Annotated in this window: 13 protein-coding genes; 8 read left to right on the top strand and 5 right to left on the bottom strand. The window is 67.3% G+C overall.

All coding sequences use genetic code 11. The features are described from left to right. Positions 1-61: 61 nt before the first annotated feature. The 8 genes from flhB to V9K97_RS02655 all read left to right on the top strand — a co-directional run bounded on the left by flhB (position 62) and on the right by V9K97_RS02655 (position 10,828). Entirely contained in the window at positions 62-1,204 is a 1,143-nt protein-coding gene (gene flhB, locus V9K97_RS02690; protein ID WP_337316054.1) for a flagellar biosynthesis protein FlhB, read from the top strand. Continuing rightward, complete coding sequence (gene flhA / locus V9K97_RS02685; RefSeq protein WP_258502079.1) at positions 1,201-3,288, top strand: flagellar biosynthesis protein FlhA; 2,088 nt, start codon at positions 1,201-1,203, stop codon at positions 3,286-3,288. The genes flhB and flhA overlap by 4 nt, the downstream gene beginning before the upstream one ends. Further along, complete coding sequence (gene flhF, locus V9K97_RS02680; RefSeq protein ID WP_337316053.1) at positions 3,285-5,678, top strand: flagellar biosynthesis protein FlhF; 2,394 nt, start codon at positions 3,285-3,287, stop codon at positions 5,676-5,678. The genes flhA and flhF overlap by 4 nt, the downstream gene beginning before the upstream one ends. Further along, a complete protein-coding gene (locus tag V9K97_RS02675) occupies positions 5,675-6,556 on the top strand; it encodes a MinD/ParA family ATP-binding protein (RefSeq protein WP_337316052.1) in 882 nt (293 codons plus the stop codon). The genes flhF and V9K97_RS02675 overlap by 4 nt, the downstream gene beginning before the upstream one ends. After that, positions 6,513-7,262 carry an RNA polymerase sigma factor FliA gene (locus V9K97_RS02670; RefSeq protein ID WP_258502083.1) on the top strand — a complete coding sequence of 250 codons (750 nt, stop codon included), beginning with the start codon at positions 6,513-6,515 and terminating at the stop codon, positions 7,260-7,262. The genes V9K97_RS02675 and V9K97_RS02670 overlap by 44 nt, the downstream gene beginning before the upstream one ends. 60 nt (positions 7,263-7,322) lie before the next feature. Continuing rightward, positions 7,323-8,387 (top strand): MerR family transcriptional regulator, encoded by a 1,065-nt coding sequence (locus V9K97_RS02665; RefSeq protein ID WP_337316051.1) that lies wholly within the window; start codon positions 7,323-7,325, stop codon positions 8,385-8,387. Next, positions 8,384-9,868 (top strand): carotenoid oxygenase family protein, encoded by a 1,485-nt coding sequence (locus V9K97_RS02660; protein ID WP_337316050.1) that lies wholly within the window; start codon positions 8,384-8,386, stop codon positions 9,866-9,868. Before V9K97_RS02665 ends, V9K97_RS02660 begins: the two co-directional genes overlap by 4 nt. A gap of 84 nt (positions 9,869-9,952) precedes the next feature. Beyond that, on the top strand, positions 9,953-10,828 hold the full coding sequence (locus V9K97_RS02655; RefSeq protein WP_337316465.1) for a CsgG/HfaB family protein: 876 nt from the start codon (positions 9,953-9,955) through the stop codon (positions 10,826-10,828). A 49-nt stretch (positions 10,829-10,877) separates the two neighbouring features. Here the strand turns inward: V9K97_RS02655 and cheZ are convergent, their stop codons facing one another. From cheZ to V9K97_RS02630, 5 genes are read right to left on the bottom strand one after another with little or no spacing between them, the layout of a single operon-like run. Beyond that, the gene (cheZ, locus tag V9K97_RS02650) at positions 10,878-11,534 is read right to left on the bottom strand and encodes a protein phosphatase CheZ (RefSeq protein ID WP_258502086.1); all 657 of its coding nucleotides are present in this window, start codon (positions 11,532-11,534) and stop codon (positions 10,878-10,880) included. 1 nt (position 11,535) lies between these two features. Beyond that, positions 11,536-11,931, bottom strand: coding sequence for a chemotaxis response regulator CheY (gene cheY / locus V9K97_RS02645; protein ID WP_185868148.1), 396 nt, complete (start codon positions 11,929-11,931; stop codon positions 11,536-11,538). 30 nt (positions 11,932-11,961) lie between these two features. Then, positions 11,962-13,041, bottom strand: coding sequence for a protein-glutamate methylesterase/protein-glutamine glutaminase (locus tag V9K97_RS02640; RefSeq protein WP_337297187.1), 1,080 nt, complete (start codon positions 13,039-13,041; stop codon positions 11,962-11,964). Beyond that, positions 13,038-13,676 carry a chemoreceptor glutamine deamidase CheD gene (cheD, locus tag V9K97_RS02635; RefSeq protein ID WP_258502088.1) on the bottom strand — a complete coding sequence of 213 codons (639 nt, stop codon included), beginning with the start codon at positions 13,674-13,676 and terminating at the stop codon, positions 13,038-13,040. The genes V9K97_RS02640 and cheD overlap by 4 nt, the downstream gene beginning before the upstream one ends. After that, positions 13,673-14,494 (bottom strand): CheR family methyltransferase, encoded by an 822-nt coding sequence (locus V9K97_RS02630; protein ID WP_337297188.1) that lies wholly within the window; start codon positions 14,492-14,494, stop codon positions 13,673-13,675. The genes cheD and V9K97_RS02630 overlap by 4 nt, the downstream gene beginning before the upstream one ends. Positions 14,495-14,503: the final 9 nt, after the last annotated feature.

Genomic DNA, 14,503 nt, shown 5'->3' with positions numbered 1-14,503 from the left:
AAAACGAACAATCTACAGCCATGAGCAGGCGATCTCTCGCCAAGGCTCGCCCGGAGCATGAATGGCTGAAGAAAGCGACCTCGAAAAAACGGAACCCGCCTCACCGCAGCGCCTTGAAAAGGCCCGCGAGGAAGGGGACGTTGCCCGGTCGCGGGAGCTGGTCACCTTCGTAATGCTGGGTACGGCGGTCGCCGGCCTGTGGCTCACGGCGGGCTCGCTCGGCGGCACCTTGCGCGGCGCCCTGGCGCAGGGCATGCACTTCGACCGGGCCTCGGCGTTCGACCCCACCTACATGACGGCCCGCGCCGGGCTCATGGCGTACGAGGCGCTGATCGCGCTGGCGCCGCTGTTCGGCATGATGGTGGTGGCCGCGGTGGTCGCCCCCATGATGCTCGGCGGCTGGCTGTTCTCGGCCAAGGCCATCGGCCCCAAGTTCAACAAGCTCGACCCGATTGCCGGCGTCGGCCGCATGTTCTCGACGCAGGCGCTGTCGGAGCTGATCAAGGCGCTCGCCAAGTCGCTGCTGATCGGCTGGGTGGCCTGGCTGGTGATCATGGGCAACATCGACGAGGTCAATGCGCTCATGGCGCAGTCGGAGCGCGCCGCGCTGCCGCAGATGATCGCCCTGGTGGCGCGCAACTGCGCCCTGATTGCCTCGGCGCTGCTGCTGGTGGCCCTCATCGACGTGCCCTACCAGCTGTGGAGCTACCACCGCAAGCTGCGCATGTCGCGCGAAGACCTGCGCCAGGAGCACAAGGAAAGCGAAGGCGACCCGCACATCAAGGCGCAGATCCGCCGCCAGCAACAGCAGATGGCGCGCCGCCGGATGATGGCCGAGGTGCCCAAGGCCGACATCGTGGTGACCAACCCCACGCACTTTGCGGTGGCCCTCAAGTATGTGGACCACGACATGCGCGCACCGCGCGTGGTGGCCAAGGGAAGCGACCTCGTCGCAGCGCGCATCCGCGAGCTTGCACGCGAGAACAACGTCGCCATTCTCGAAGCCCCGCCGCTCACGCGTGCGCTGTTCAAGCACACCCGCCTGGGCGACGAAATCCCGGCCGGCCTGTACACCGCGGTGGCCGAAGTGCTGGCCTGGGTCTACCAGCTCAAGCGCTGGAAGAGCGAAGGCGGCGAAGCGCCGCGCACGCCCGTCGACCTGCCCATTCCCGAATCGCTCGAATACTCGTTGGACGCCGCATGAACGCCACGCTGACCCGCCTGCAGGCGCAACTGTTCTCCGGAGCCCAGTGGAAGGGCCTTGCCGGCCCGGTGCTGATCGTGCTCATCCTGAGCATGATGGTGCTGCCGCTGCCGGCCTTCCTGCTCGACCTGCTGTTCACCTTCAACATCGCGATGTCGGTGATGGTGTTGCTGGTGAGCATGTACACCATGAAGGCGCTGGACTTCGCGGCCTTTCCCGCCGTGCTGCTGTTCTCCACGCTGCTGCGCCTTTCGCTCAACGTGGCTTCCACGCGCGTGGTGCTGATGCACGGCCACACAGGTCCGGATGCCGCGGGCAAGGTGATCGAGGCCTTCGGCCACTTTCTCGTGGGCGGCAACTTCGCGGTCGGCGTGATGGTGTTCATCATCCTTGTGCTGATCAACTTCATGGTGATCACCAAGGGCGCGGGGCGCATCGCCGAGGTGGGTGCGCGCTTCATGCTCGACGCGATGCCCGGCAAGCAGATGGCGATCGACGCCGACCTGAACGCCGGTCTCATCGGTGAAGACGTGGCACGCAAGCGCCGCCAGGAAGTCGCGCAGGAAGCCGACTTCTACGGCTCGATGGACGGTGCCAGCAAGTTCGTGCGCGGCGACGCGGTGGCCGGCCTCCTGATCATGGTGATCAACATCATCGGCGGCCTGGTGGTCGGCATGGTGCAGCACGGGCTGGACTTCAGCACCGCCGGCAAGACCTACACGCTGCTGGCCATCGGCGACGGCCTGGTGGCGCAGATTCCTGCGCTGGTGATCTCCACCGCCGCCGGCGTCATCGTGTCGCGCGTGACCACCGACGAAGACGTGGGCCGCCAGCTGACCGGCCAACTGTTCTCCAACCCGCAGGTGCTCTTTCTGACGGCCGGCCTCATCGGCCTGATGGGCATGATCCCCGGCATGCCGAACCTGGCGTTCCTGCTGATTGCGGGTGGCCTGGTGTGGCTGGGTCGGCGCATCCTCAAGCGCGCACCGCAGGCCGCCGCCGAGCAGGCCGCCGCAGCGCAGGCAGCCGCCGCACCCGCGGTGGAAGCGCCCGAGGCCACGTGGGACGACGTGGCGCTGGTCGATCCGCTGGGCATGGAAGTCGGCTACCGGCTGATTCCGCTGGTCGACCAGACGCAGAACGGCGAACTGCTGGGCCGCATCAAGAGCATCCGCAAGAAGACCGCGCAAGAAATCGGCTTCCTGGCGCCGGTGGTGCACATCCGCGACAACCTCGAGATTGCGCCCAATACCTATGTCATCAGCCTGAAGGGCGTCGAGATCGGCCGCGGCGAAGCCTTCCCCAACCAGTGGATGGCCATCAACCCCGGCCAGGTGACCGGCACCCTGCCCGGCACGCCGACGCAGGACCCGGCCTTCCACCTGCCCGCGGTGTGGATCGACGCCAGCCTTCGCCAGGAGGCGCAGGTGCTCGGCTATACGGTGGTCGATGCCTGCACCGTCATGGCCACGCACCTGAACCACCTGATCCAGACCCACGCCGCCGAACTGCTGGGCCGCCAGGAAGTGCAGCAGCTGCTCGACCAGATCGGCAAGACCGCGCCCAAGCTCACCGAAGACCTGGTGCCCAAGGTCATCTCGCTGAGCACGCTGCACAAGGTGCTGCAGAACCTGCTCGACGAAGAGGTGTCGATCCGCGACATGCGCACCATTCTCGACGTGATGGCCGAGCACGCGCCCACCGTGAAGGACGCGGCCGAGCTCACCTCGCTCACGCGCCTGGCGCTTGGCCGCGCGATCACGCAGCAGCTGTTCCCTGGCGATTCCGAACTGCAGGTGATCGGCCTGGACGGCGCGCTCGACAGCGTGCTGCAGCAGGCGCTCGCCAACAACAACGGCATCGAGCCGGGCCTTGCCAACAGCCTGATGCAGCAGACCCGCGCCGCGATTGCGCGCCAGGAGCAGATGGGCCTTGCGCCGGTGCTGGTCGTCCAGCATTCGCTGCGGGTCCTGCTCTCGCGCTTCCTGCGCCGCAGCTTCCGCCAGCTCAAGGTTCTCTCGCACGCCGAGATACCTGACACCCGCAACATCAAGATCACCGCCACCATCGGAGGAAGAGTTTGAACACCCAGACAGACGTGCGGACCAGCGCACGCAAGTTCGTCGCCCCCACCAGCCGGGAAGCCCTGCGCCTTGCGCGCGAAGCACTCGGCGCCGAAGCGATGGTGCTGACCAATCGCGTGGTCGCCGAAGGCGTGGAAATCGTCGCCATGGCGCCGGACGAAGTGGAAGAAGTGCGTGCAAGCGCACCCGCGGCGCAGGCCGCAGCGCAACCCATGCCGGCCCCCGCTCCTGCAGCCGCTCCTGTTGCAGCTCCTGCAGCCGCCCCTGCGTCCGCCTTCATGCTCACCCCGGCGCCCGCCCCCGCACCCGCGGCTGCCCCCGTCGCAGTCGAGAGCGTGCTCGGAGAGCTGCACTCGATGCGCTGCATGATCGAAGAACAGCTTGCCGGCGTGGTGTGGAACGACAAGCAGCGCCGCGACCCGATGCGCGGCCGCCTGCTGCGCACGCTGCTCGGCGCCGGCTTCAGTGCGCGGCTCTCCAAGGCCATGCTGGAGCACCTGCCCACCGGCCAGAGCTATGCCCAGGGCATGGCCTTCGTGCGCTCCGAGCTGATCCGGACCCTTCCGGTGCATGAAGACGAAGACGCGCTGCTGGCGCAAGGCGGCGTGTATGCGCTGATGGGCCCCACCGGCGTGGGCAAGACCACGACCACGGCCAAGCTCGCCGCGCGCTGCGTGATGCGCTTCGGCGCCGAGAAGCTGGCGCTGGTCACCACCGACAGCTACCGTATCGGCGCCTACGAACAGCTGCGCATCTACGGCCAGATCCTCAATGTGCCGGTGTACGCCGTCAAGGATGCAGCCGACCTGCACCTGGTGCTGCAAGACCTGCGCGACAAGCACATGGTGCTGATCGACACGGTCGGCATGAGCCAGCGCGACCGCGCCGTCTCCGACCAGATCGCCATGTTCTGCAACAGCCAGCGCCCCGTGAAGCGGCTGCTGCTGCTCAATGCCGCCAGCCACGGCGACACGCTCAATGAAGTGGTGCACGCCTACCGGCATGGCGGCGGCAACGAACTGGCGGGCTGCATCTTCACCAAGGTCGACGAAGCCACCCACCCCGGCGCGCTGATCGACACCGTGATTCGCCACCGCCTGCCGGTGCACTATGTGTCCAGCGGACAGAAGGTGCCTGAGAACCTGATGCGCGCCGATCGCGCCCAGCTGGTGGACAGCGTGTTCCAGGCCAACAGCCGCAGCGCGCTCTTCGTTCCCGGCGAAAGCGACATGCAGGACGGGTCCGCGGCAAACGCCGATGCGTCCGCCGCGCAGGCCGAGGCCGAACGGCAGCGGCTGCGCTACCGCCAGCTGATTCGCGCCATGGCGCACGATGCGCAAGAGGTGGCCGCCGCCGCGGCCGCGCTCGCAAACGCCCCCCTCGGCTTCGAGCAATCGCGTGCGCTCTGGCGCCAGGCCGCCGACGAGAACGTCGGCCACAAGGCGGTGCTGGAGGCGCTCATGACGCACGCCACGAGCGAGATCGCGACCGGTTGCGACACCCACCTGCTTGCGCTGTCGAGCCAGGTCGGACTCAAGTCGGATGAAGGCGGCGACGCGTACCAATGCCATGGCAGCCTGCTGCTGTCCGACCGCACCGGCATGCCCCTTTCCGCGCCCAACCAGTGGCTTTCCACCGGCACGGCGCGCAACCCCGCCGATCCGGCGCGCAGGCCCGGCGTGCGGCAAGTGCAATGGCTGCGCCAGCAGGACTTCGGCAAGACCGTGGTGCACGTGCTGTCGCGGCTGCCCGCAGCCGAGCTCATGCTGCAGTGGAAAGTGCAGCGCCAGCAATGGCTCGCGCGCGCACCCGGCTCCACCGCGGTCATCGATCCGCGCACCGGCGAATACGCCACCCTCACCGGCCTGGACTTCTCGTTCGGCGAAGAACACCTCGTGACCTTCAAGGGCCGTCCCGCGCTGCAGGCTGAAGCCCAGGCCCACATCACGCTGCGCACCGACGGCGGCCCGCCCGGGCTGCGCTGCGTGGTCACCCGCATCACCGATCCGCGCAGCCGCAAGGTGTTGGCGCAGACCTACGCGCTCTCCAACGTCGGCCAGGAAGTTTCCGTTCAGCAGCTTGCGCAATGGCAGGCCTGGGCCGCCGAAGCGGAGCCCTGCTTCCGCCTGCTGCGCCAGGGCCTCTCGGTCATCGGCGGGCTGGGCGAGGCGGGCGATCCGCACATGATGAAGCGCCTGCTCATCGCGGGCCAGGTCACCACCACCGTGTGGCGGTTGCTGCAGGCTGAGGGCGACTGGGCCGGCCGCACGCGTGCGCTGCTGGGCCAGCTGACCGGCCGCCCGGTGCGGCCGGGCCGCCCGCTGTCGGGCAATGTTCTGTATGCAGGCATGGGCAAGCTGTTCTTCCTGCTGGAGGCGCTGGACACGTGAGCAAGCTGGTGCCGGATCAAGCCGACGGACTGCGGCGGCTGCTCGCCCAATCGTCCGTGCGGCTCATCGCCATCGCGGGTATGGAGCGCCGACAGGGCTCCACCACGGCGGCAATGAACCTGGGCGCGGCCCTGGCCCACATGGGCAAGGACGTGCTGCTGCTGGACGAGCACAAGGCCAGCGCAAATTCAGTTCGCGGCGCATGGGCCGTCGATCCGCTCGGAACGCTGGCCGATGTCGCCACCAGGCGGCTCACCTGCGAAGGCGCGGCCGCGCGCGCCGAGTGCGGCGTCAATGTGCTGCCGGCGGTGCCGGGGGCACAGCCCGACCACGTCGACCCGCGTCTTTTCTGGGACGGCGACGTGGTGCTGGTCGACGCGGCACTCGACAGCGCCGGCCACCTGTCGCCGCTGGCGCGGCTGGCGGACGACCTGGTGGTGGTGCTCCAGCCCAACCCCGCGTCCATCACCGCCACCTACTCGGGCATCAAGCGGCTGCACTACGCGCACGCGCTGCACCAGTTGCGGCTGCTGGTCAACGGCGTTGCCGAACCCGACGCGGCCCGGCGGCTCATGGCCAACCTGATCGACACGGGCAGCCGCTACCTGGCGATTTCGATGCATGCCGCGGGCTGGGTGCGCGCCGATCCGCACCTGAGCGATGCAAGGCGCCTGCGCCGGACCGTCGTGGAGGCGTTCCCGACCAGCCCGGCGGCGGTGGACTTCCGCGTCATCGGCGCCGACGTTGCGCAATGGCCGTGGCGCCCGTCGGTTCGCGCGCGTGACGCGGAGCCGGCGCCCTGGCGGCCCGAGGCACTGGCGCCGCAACAAGCACATGAGGAAAGGGAAGGCCGTGTACACCGCTCAGGGCAATATTGAAAAGTCTCATCTGCTGAAGCAGCACCAGCCCATGGTGCGCCGCATGGCGCTCCAGATGCTGGCCAAGCTGCCCGCCAGCGTCGAGCTCGACGACCTGATCCAGGCCGGCATGATCGGCCTGCTGGACGCCTCCACCCGCTACCAGGACAACCGCGGCGCGCAGTTCGAAACCTTTGCGAGCCAGCGCATCCGCGGCGCCATGCTCGACGAGTTGCGCGCCAGCGACTGGGGCTCCCGCAACCTGCGCCAGCAGGCCCGCAAGGTCGAGCAGGCGATCCAGTCGCTGGAGCACCGGCTGGGCCGGCCCGCCACCGAAGGGGAGATCGCCAAGGAACTGAAGATGGACCTGGACGACTACCAGTCGCTGCTGCAGGAGATCCAGGGCTGCCAGCTGCTGTACGTCGAAGACTTTGCGCAGGAAGGCGAATCCGACAACCCCTGGCTCGACCGCCAGGCGCGCGGCGGCCGCCCCGGCGCCGACGACGACCCGCTGGCGCAACTGCTCGAAGCCGGTTTTCGCCACGAGCTGGTCGACGCCATCGCCGCCCTGCCCGAGCGCGACCAGCTGCTGCTGAACCTCTACTACGAAGAAGAACTGAACCTGCGCGAGATCGGTGCCATCCTGGAAGTGACCCAGTCGCGCGTGTGCCAGCTGCACGCCCAGGCCATCAGCCGCCTGCGCGCAAACCTGAAAGATTCGCTCTAGCGCCGCTTGACCCTCACGTAGCGGCAGGGTCTACGATGCCTTCAACTTGAGAGGGAAGGCATGTTCTTGAAGATCGGCGAACTCGCCCGGCGCACCGGGCTGACGGTTCGCGCATTGCGTCACTACGACGACATCGCACTGCTGGTGCCGTCCGAAAGATCCAGCGCCGGCTATCGCCTGTACGGCCGCAAGGACGTGGCGCGGCTCTACCGCATCCAGGCGCTGCGGCGCCTCGACCTGCCGCTTGCGGACATACAGCAACTGCTCGACGACGACGCCGGAGGGCTGTCGGAAGTGGTCGCACGGCAGGTGGCGCAGCTCGACGAAGAGATCCAGCGGGCCTCCGCGCTGCGCGCCCACCTGCTCGCGGTGCAGGGCCTGCTGCAGGCCAGCGAAGAGCCCGGCATCGACGATTGGCTGCTGGCGCTCGAAAGCATGGTCGCGGGCGCAAAGTACTTCAGCGACAACGAGCAGCGCACGCTCGAGGCGAAGCGCGGCGGCTCCACCGACGCCATGGCGCCCGAGCGCGCGGAACTGTCGGAACTGCTGCGCAGCCTGGTCGCCGCCGAAACGCCGCCCGAGAGCCCGCAGGCGCAAGCCCTGGCGCAACGCTGGATTGCGCTGCTGCTCGAAGAGGCCGGCGGCGACGAAGGCCTGCTGATGAAGCTCTACGCCATGCACTGGAACGAGCCATCGCTGCATGCGCTGACCGGTGTCGACCGCGCGGGCATTCGCTACATCTCGCACGCCATGGCGTTCGCGCGCCTGCAACTCTATGCGCCCTACTGCAGCAAGGAAGACATGGTCAAGCTGCGCCGCCACTACGTTGCGCAGACCGATGCGTGGCCGCCGCTCATCGCGGAAGTCCGGCAGCAGATGATGGCCAACGCCCCACCCCATGGGCCGGCCATGCGCGCGCTGGCGTTGCGCTGGCAGGCGCTGTCCCTCGCCAAGGCCGGCGGTGACGCGGCACTGCATGCAAAGCTGCAGCGGGCGTTCCGCGAAGACGCGGCGCTGCGGGCCGGCTCGGGCATCGACGAGGCGCTGGCTGCCTACGTCGGGCAAGCCATTGCGCAGCTCGACGGCGCACCGCCCCTCATGAACAAACCCGAAGGCACCCAGTGAACGCAGCAGCGCAGAAGAACCCTCACTTCTTTACCGGCAACTACGCGCCGCTGACCGGGGAGCACGACATTGCCGCGCTCGAGATCGACGGCACCCTGCCCACCGAGCTCTCCGGCAGCCTGTACCGCGTCGGCCCGAACCCGCAGTTCGCACCGCGCGACGACAGCTACCACTGGTTCTCGGGCGACGGCATGGTGCATGCCTTCCATATCGGGGGCGGCAAGGTGTCTTACAGCAACCGCTGGGCGCGCACGCCGAAATGGCAGCTCGAACACGAAGCCGGGCGCGCGCTCTTCGGCACCTTCGGCAACCCTGCCACCAGCGATCCGATTGCACATGGCCAGAACGGCGGCACCGCCAACACCAGCATGCTGTGGCACGGCAACCGGCTCTTCGCACTGGAAGAATCGCACCAGCCCTTCGAGCTCGATGCGTTCACGCTGGCTTCCAAGGGGCACCAGAGCTTCGGCGGAAGCGTGGCCTCGCGCTGCACCGCGCATCCGAAGATCGACCCCGAGACCGGCGAACTGCATTTCTTCGCGTACTCGCCCGACGGACCCTGCTCGCCGACCATGCTCTACGGCGTGATGGACCCGCACTGCGAAGTCACGCAAATGCAGTCGTTCACAGCGCCGCACGCCAGCATGGCACACGACTTCATGCTGACGCGCGAGCACGTTCTCTTTCCAGTCACGCCGCTGACGCTCAGCGTCGAGCGCGCGATGCAAGGCAAGCCGCTGCTGGCGTGGGACGCCACCAAGCGCACCCACGTCGGCGTGATGCGCCGCGGCAGCGCGGCCGACACCCTGCGCTGGTTCGAAACCGACGCCTGCCACGTGTTCCACGTCATGAATGCCTGGGACGACGGCGACACCATCGTGGCCTATGTGATGCAGTCGGAAACCGCCCCCGGCCTGCCCGATGCCGAAGGCCGCGCCGGCGACCCGCACGCCATGGCGGCGCGTCTGTGCCGATGGACCTTCGACCTGGCCGGCAAGAGCAGCGGCTTCCAGCGTGAATACCTGGACGACCTGGCAGCGGAGTTCCCGCGCATCGACGAGCGCTACACCGGCCGGCGCAACTGCTACGGCTTCTACACCTGCCATTCGACACCACGCGCGCGGGACGACTCGGAGAGCGTGCTCTACGACAGCCTGGCCCGGTTCGACTTCGAGAGCTCCACGCGCAGCCTGTACACACTGCCGCAAGGAGACGTGGTGTCCGAACCGGTGTTCGTGCCGCGCGCGGCGGACGCGGCCGAGGGCGACGGCTGGCTGCTTGCCGTAGCCTGGCGCGAAAAGGAAAAGCGCAGCGACCTGCTCGTGTTCGATGCCATGCGCCTGTCCGCAGGGCCGGTTGCGGTTGCCCGCCTGCCGCACCGCGTGCCGTTCGGCTTTCACGGGAATTGGCGTCCGTGCAACAAAGTGACTTTAGACACTGGGGCCGATCGTTCCTTCCCCCTAAATTTGCGCGGGGCCTGATCTCGGCCCTTTGCAACAAACGGGGAGGATCGCATGAAGAAGTCCACGGGCAAGCCACGCCGGCTCGCACTTTCAAGATCGGCCATGGCCACGACAGCGGCTGCGCTCATGGCTCTGGCGGGCTGCCAGAACATGCCCGCTCTCGACATGCAGATGGGCAGCCCATCCGCCAAGACGGTGGCCACCGGTAGCGCGGCCGGCTCGGCCACCGCCGGCGAAAGCAGCCAGCTCGAGCGCTGCGAGTCGCCGCTGGGCACCGTCTCGCTGATCGAAAACGTCAATGCCGGCTGGTACACCGTGCTCACCGGCGAATACCGCCTGCCGCCCACGGCCAACCTGCTGCGCTTGCTGGTGCAGCAATCGAACTGCTTCGTGGTGGTCGAGCGCGGCGCGGCCGGCATGAACGCCATGAACCGCGAGCGCGCGCTCATGCAGTCGGGTGAAATGCGCGGCGGCAGCAACTTCGGACGCGGCCAGATGGTGGCTTCGGACTACGGACTTTCGCCCGAGATCGTCTTCAGCAACAACGACGCGGGTGGCCTTGGCGGTGCGCTGGGCGGGTTGGTGGGCGGAGGACGAGGCCTCGCCATCGCCAAGCTGGGCGCGAGCTTGCAGACCAAGGAAGCCAGCGCGCTGTTGACCCTTATCGACAACCGCTCGGGCGTACAGGTGGCGGCGGCCGAAGGCAGTGCCTCCAAGACCGACTTCGCGGGCTTTGCCGGCCTGAGCGGCGTCTCCGCCGCAGGGGGCATCGGTGGCTACACGCGCACTCCGCAGGGCAAGGTGATTGCCGCTGCGTTCATGGACTCCTTCAACCAGATGGTCCGCTCGCTGCGCAACTACAAGGCGCAGACGGTGCGCGGCCAGGGCCTCGGCGGCGGCGGGCGCCTCGGCGTGGATGGCGGAGCGGCGCCCTCGTCGACTTCGGCGCCGTCTGCGTCAAATCGCAGGAGAAAGTAGACCGCGGCCTTGGCTCGACCTGCCCCGGTTCCGGGGCCCTGGCAAGCCTTTAGAACCCGAGGCTCTCCAGCAGGTCGTCCACCTGGGCCTGGCCGGTCACGGCATCCGGGTTGCCGGCCACCACCTGCGGGCCGTTCTGCAGGCTGTTGGCCTCCGCCTCGTGGCGTTTTTCAAGATGCTTTTCGATGTGCGAGTTGTCGATCAGCACCTGGAGCAGTTGCGTCTCCACGTCGTTGACCACTTCCATCATCTTCTTGATGACCTGGCCGGTCAGGTCCTGGAAGTCTTGCGCCATCAGGATTTCGATCAGCTGCGTGTTGATGGCGCCGGCCTTCTGCGGCACTTCCTGCAGGTAGCCACGCGTGTCCATGACCAGCTGGCGCGCATGGTCCAGTTCGACCGGGTTCGCAAACCATTCGTCCCAGCGCTTGCTGAGCCCCTTGGCGTTGCTTGCAAGGTCTTCCTGCAGCGGCTGCGCCAGGTCGATGGCGTTGAGCGCGCGGTGCGCCGCCCGCTCGGTCATCGAGGCGATGTAGCCCAGCCGGTCGCGCGCATCCGGAATGGCCTGCGCGGCCTTGGCCACCTGCTTGTCGAGCCCCAGCTCGCGCAGGCCTTCGCGCAATTGCCGGGTCAGCTGCCCGATGCGCCCGAGCAACTCTTCGGCGGTGTTCCCGTGTTCCACGGGTTCGAGCGCAGCGTGTGTCATTTCAGGCCGCCTCTTTCTGGAGCTTCTCGAAGATCTTGTTGATCTTCTCCTCGAGCGTGGCCGCCGTGAAGGGCTTGACCACATACCCATTGGCGCCTGCCTGAGCGGCCGCGATGATGTTTTCCTTCTTGGCTTCGGCCGTGACCATGAGCACCGGCAGCTTGCCGAGCTCGGGGTCGGCGCGAATGGTCTGCAGCATGGTCAGGCCGTCCATGTTGGGCATGTTCCAGTCCGACACCACAAAGCCGAAGTTTCCGCCGCGCAGCTTCTCGATGCCGGCCGCGCCGTCTTCCGCCTCGTCGACGTTCAGGAACTCGAGTTCCTTCAACAGGTTGCGCACGATGCGGCGCATGGTCGGGAAGTCGTCCACAACCAAAATTTTGATGCTCTTATCGATCACGATTTTTCCAACTCCAACAGTTCGTTTTCAAACCCGGTTCGCGCGTTCGCCGAAGGTGCGCAGATGGGCCAGCACGCGGCGCCCCATCTCTCCCAACGGCGCCACGTCGTCAACGGCACCCAATGCAATGGCCTCGCGCGGCATGCCGAAGACGACGCAACTGGCCTCGTCCTGCGCAAATGTGTAGGCGCCCGCCTGCTTCATGCGCAGCAGGCCTTCGGCACCGTCCTTGCCCATGCCCGTCAGGATCATTCCGATCGCGTTCTTGCCGGCATGCCGCGCTGCCGAGTCGAAAAGCACGTCGATGGAAGGACGATGGCGGTTCACCGGCGGCTCCTCGTTCAGCTGGGCCACGTAGTTGGCGCCGCTGCGGCTGAGCGACAGGTGAAAGCCGCCCGGCGCAATGTAGGCATAGCCCGGCAGCACGCGCTCGCCGTGCTCGGCCTCTTTCACGGTGATGCGGCACAGGCCGTTCAGGCGCTGCGCAAAAGACCGCGTGAACCCGGCCGGCATGTGCTGCGCAATGAGCACGGCCGGTGCGTCCGGCGGCAGCGGCAGCAGCACCTCGCGAATGGCTTCCGTTCCGCCGGTGGAGGCGCCGATGATGATGAGCTTCTCGGTGCTCAGCAGCGGGCTGCGCAGCATCGGTTCCTGCGGGCTCTCCGGCGCACCCTTCGCCGAGGCGGCGTGACGGCTCGGCAGCAGCCGCGCCGCGGCGGCCGTGCGGATCTTGCCCGCGATGATTTCGGTGTACTGCATGAGGCCGTCGCGCACGCCAAGGCGCGGCTTGGTCACGAAGTCGATGGCGCCCAGCTCCAGCGCGCGTAGCGCGATTTCCGAGCCGCGCTCGGTCAGCGACGACACCATGACCACCGGCATCGGGCGCAGGCGCATGAGCTTCTCGAGAAATTCCAGACCGTCCATGCGCGGCATCTCGACGTCGAGCGTGAGCACGTCCGGATTCGTCACCTTGATGAGGTCGCGCGCCTGCAGCGGATCGGCCGCGGTGCCGACCACCGTCATGTCGGCCTGGCTGTTGATGATCTCCGTCATCACGCTGCGGATCAGCGCCGAATCGTCGACGCAAACTACCTTGATCTTCTTCATGCGACCCAACTTCCTTTGCCATACGTGGCAGACCATTTGCGCAGCAGCTCGCCTTCGTCGTGCTGGACCGCCTGAATATCGACTTGCGCGCGCAGCTTGCGCACCACCGCCTTGCCGGTGGGCAGCAGGCACACGCGGCGCGCGTGCAGGCCGCGCAAGTCCTGCGCGGCGATGGTGATGCGCTGCTTCTCGAGGTAGCGCAGCACGAAGTCGGCGTTCCGCCCGCCGATGTTGAGCATGGTCATGTTGGCCAGCACCGCTGCGCCGCCGAAGACCTTGGCCCGCAGGCGTTCGCGCCTGGCGCCGGCGCGCAGCAGCTCGGCAATGAGCACGTCCATGGCATAGGCGCCGTAGCGCATCGACTCCACCTGGTCGCGCGCATCGGCCTCGGCATCGTCCGGCAGCATGAAGTGGTTCATGCCCGCGACGCCTGCTTCCACGTCGGTGATGCAGGCCGCCACGCAGGAGCCCAGCACCGTGGTGAGCAGGATGCCTGCATCGGTCACGTAGTACTCCGCCGGCAGCAGCTTGACTGCCGTGCAGTCGAAGTCGCGGTCGAAGTAGTGGTGAGTGGCCACCGAACCCGGCACGGCCGGCGGCCTGGAACCCCGCTCCTGAAGCAGGCTCGGATTCATGCGCGCGCCTTGCTCAGCGTGTACACCGTCTGCCCGACCGTCTTGAACGTCTGGTTCACCAGCGAGGCGTTTTCGGAATGCCCTGCAAACAGCAGACCGTTCGGCTTCAACAGAGGCACGAAGCGGTCCAGCAGCTTCTTCTGCGTGGGCTTGTCGAAATAGATCATCACGTTGCGGCAGAAGATCGCGTCCACGGGCTCTTTCACCGGCCATCCAGCGTCCAGCAGGTTGAGCCGCGAAAACTTGACCATGGCGGCCACTTCGGGGCGCACCCTCACCTTGCCCGCGTTGGCACCCGTGCCCTTGTTGAAGAAGCGCCGCAGGCGCTCCGGAGAGAGTCGGTTCACCTGCTCCATGGTGAACACCGCGGCCGAGGCCTTGGCCAGCACCGAGGTGTCGATGTCGGTGGCAATCACGCGGGCGGTGCTCGCGCGCTCGCCGAGCGCCTCCATCAGCGTGATGGCGATCGAATAGGGTTCTTCGCCCGTCGATGCGGCCGCGCACCACACGGTGACGGGCTGCGTCGCCTTGCGTGCCAGGTCCGCAAGCACCGGAAAGTGGTGCGCTTCGCGAAAGAAGGACGTCAGGTTGGTCGTCAGCGAGTTGATGAACAGCTGCCACTCGTCGCCGTCGCGGCTGTCTTCCAGCATGCCCAGGTAGGTGGAGAACTGGGGCAGCCCCAGGTCGCGCAAGCGGCGCGAGAGCCGGCTGTACACCATCTGCCGCTTGTGCTCGCCCAGGGCGATGCCGGCGCGGCGGTGAATGAGCGTGCGAATCCGCGAGAAGTCGCTGTCGGTAAAGAGAAATTCGGAGGTCATGCTCAATGC

Origin of the sequence: Variovorax sp. CCNWLW186, assembly GCF_037203865.1 — a bacterium.
Taxonomy (GTDB): domain Bacteria; phylum Pseudomonadota; class Gammaproteobacteria; order Burkholderiales; family Burkholderiaceae_C; genus Variovorax.
Note: the sequence above shows the minus strand (reverse complement) of the source record. Positions and strands in the feature narration are given on the sequence as shown.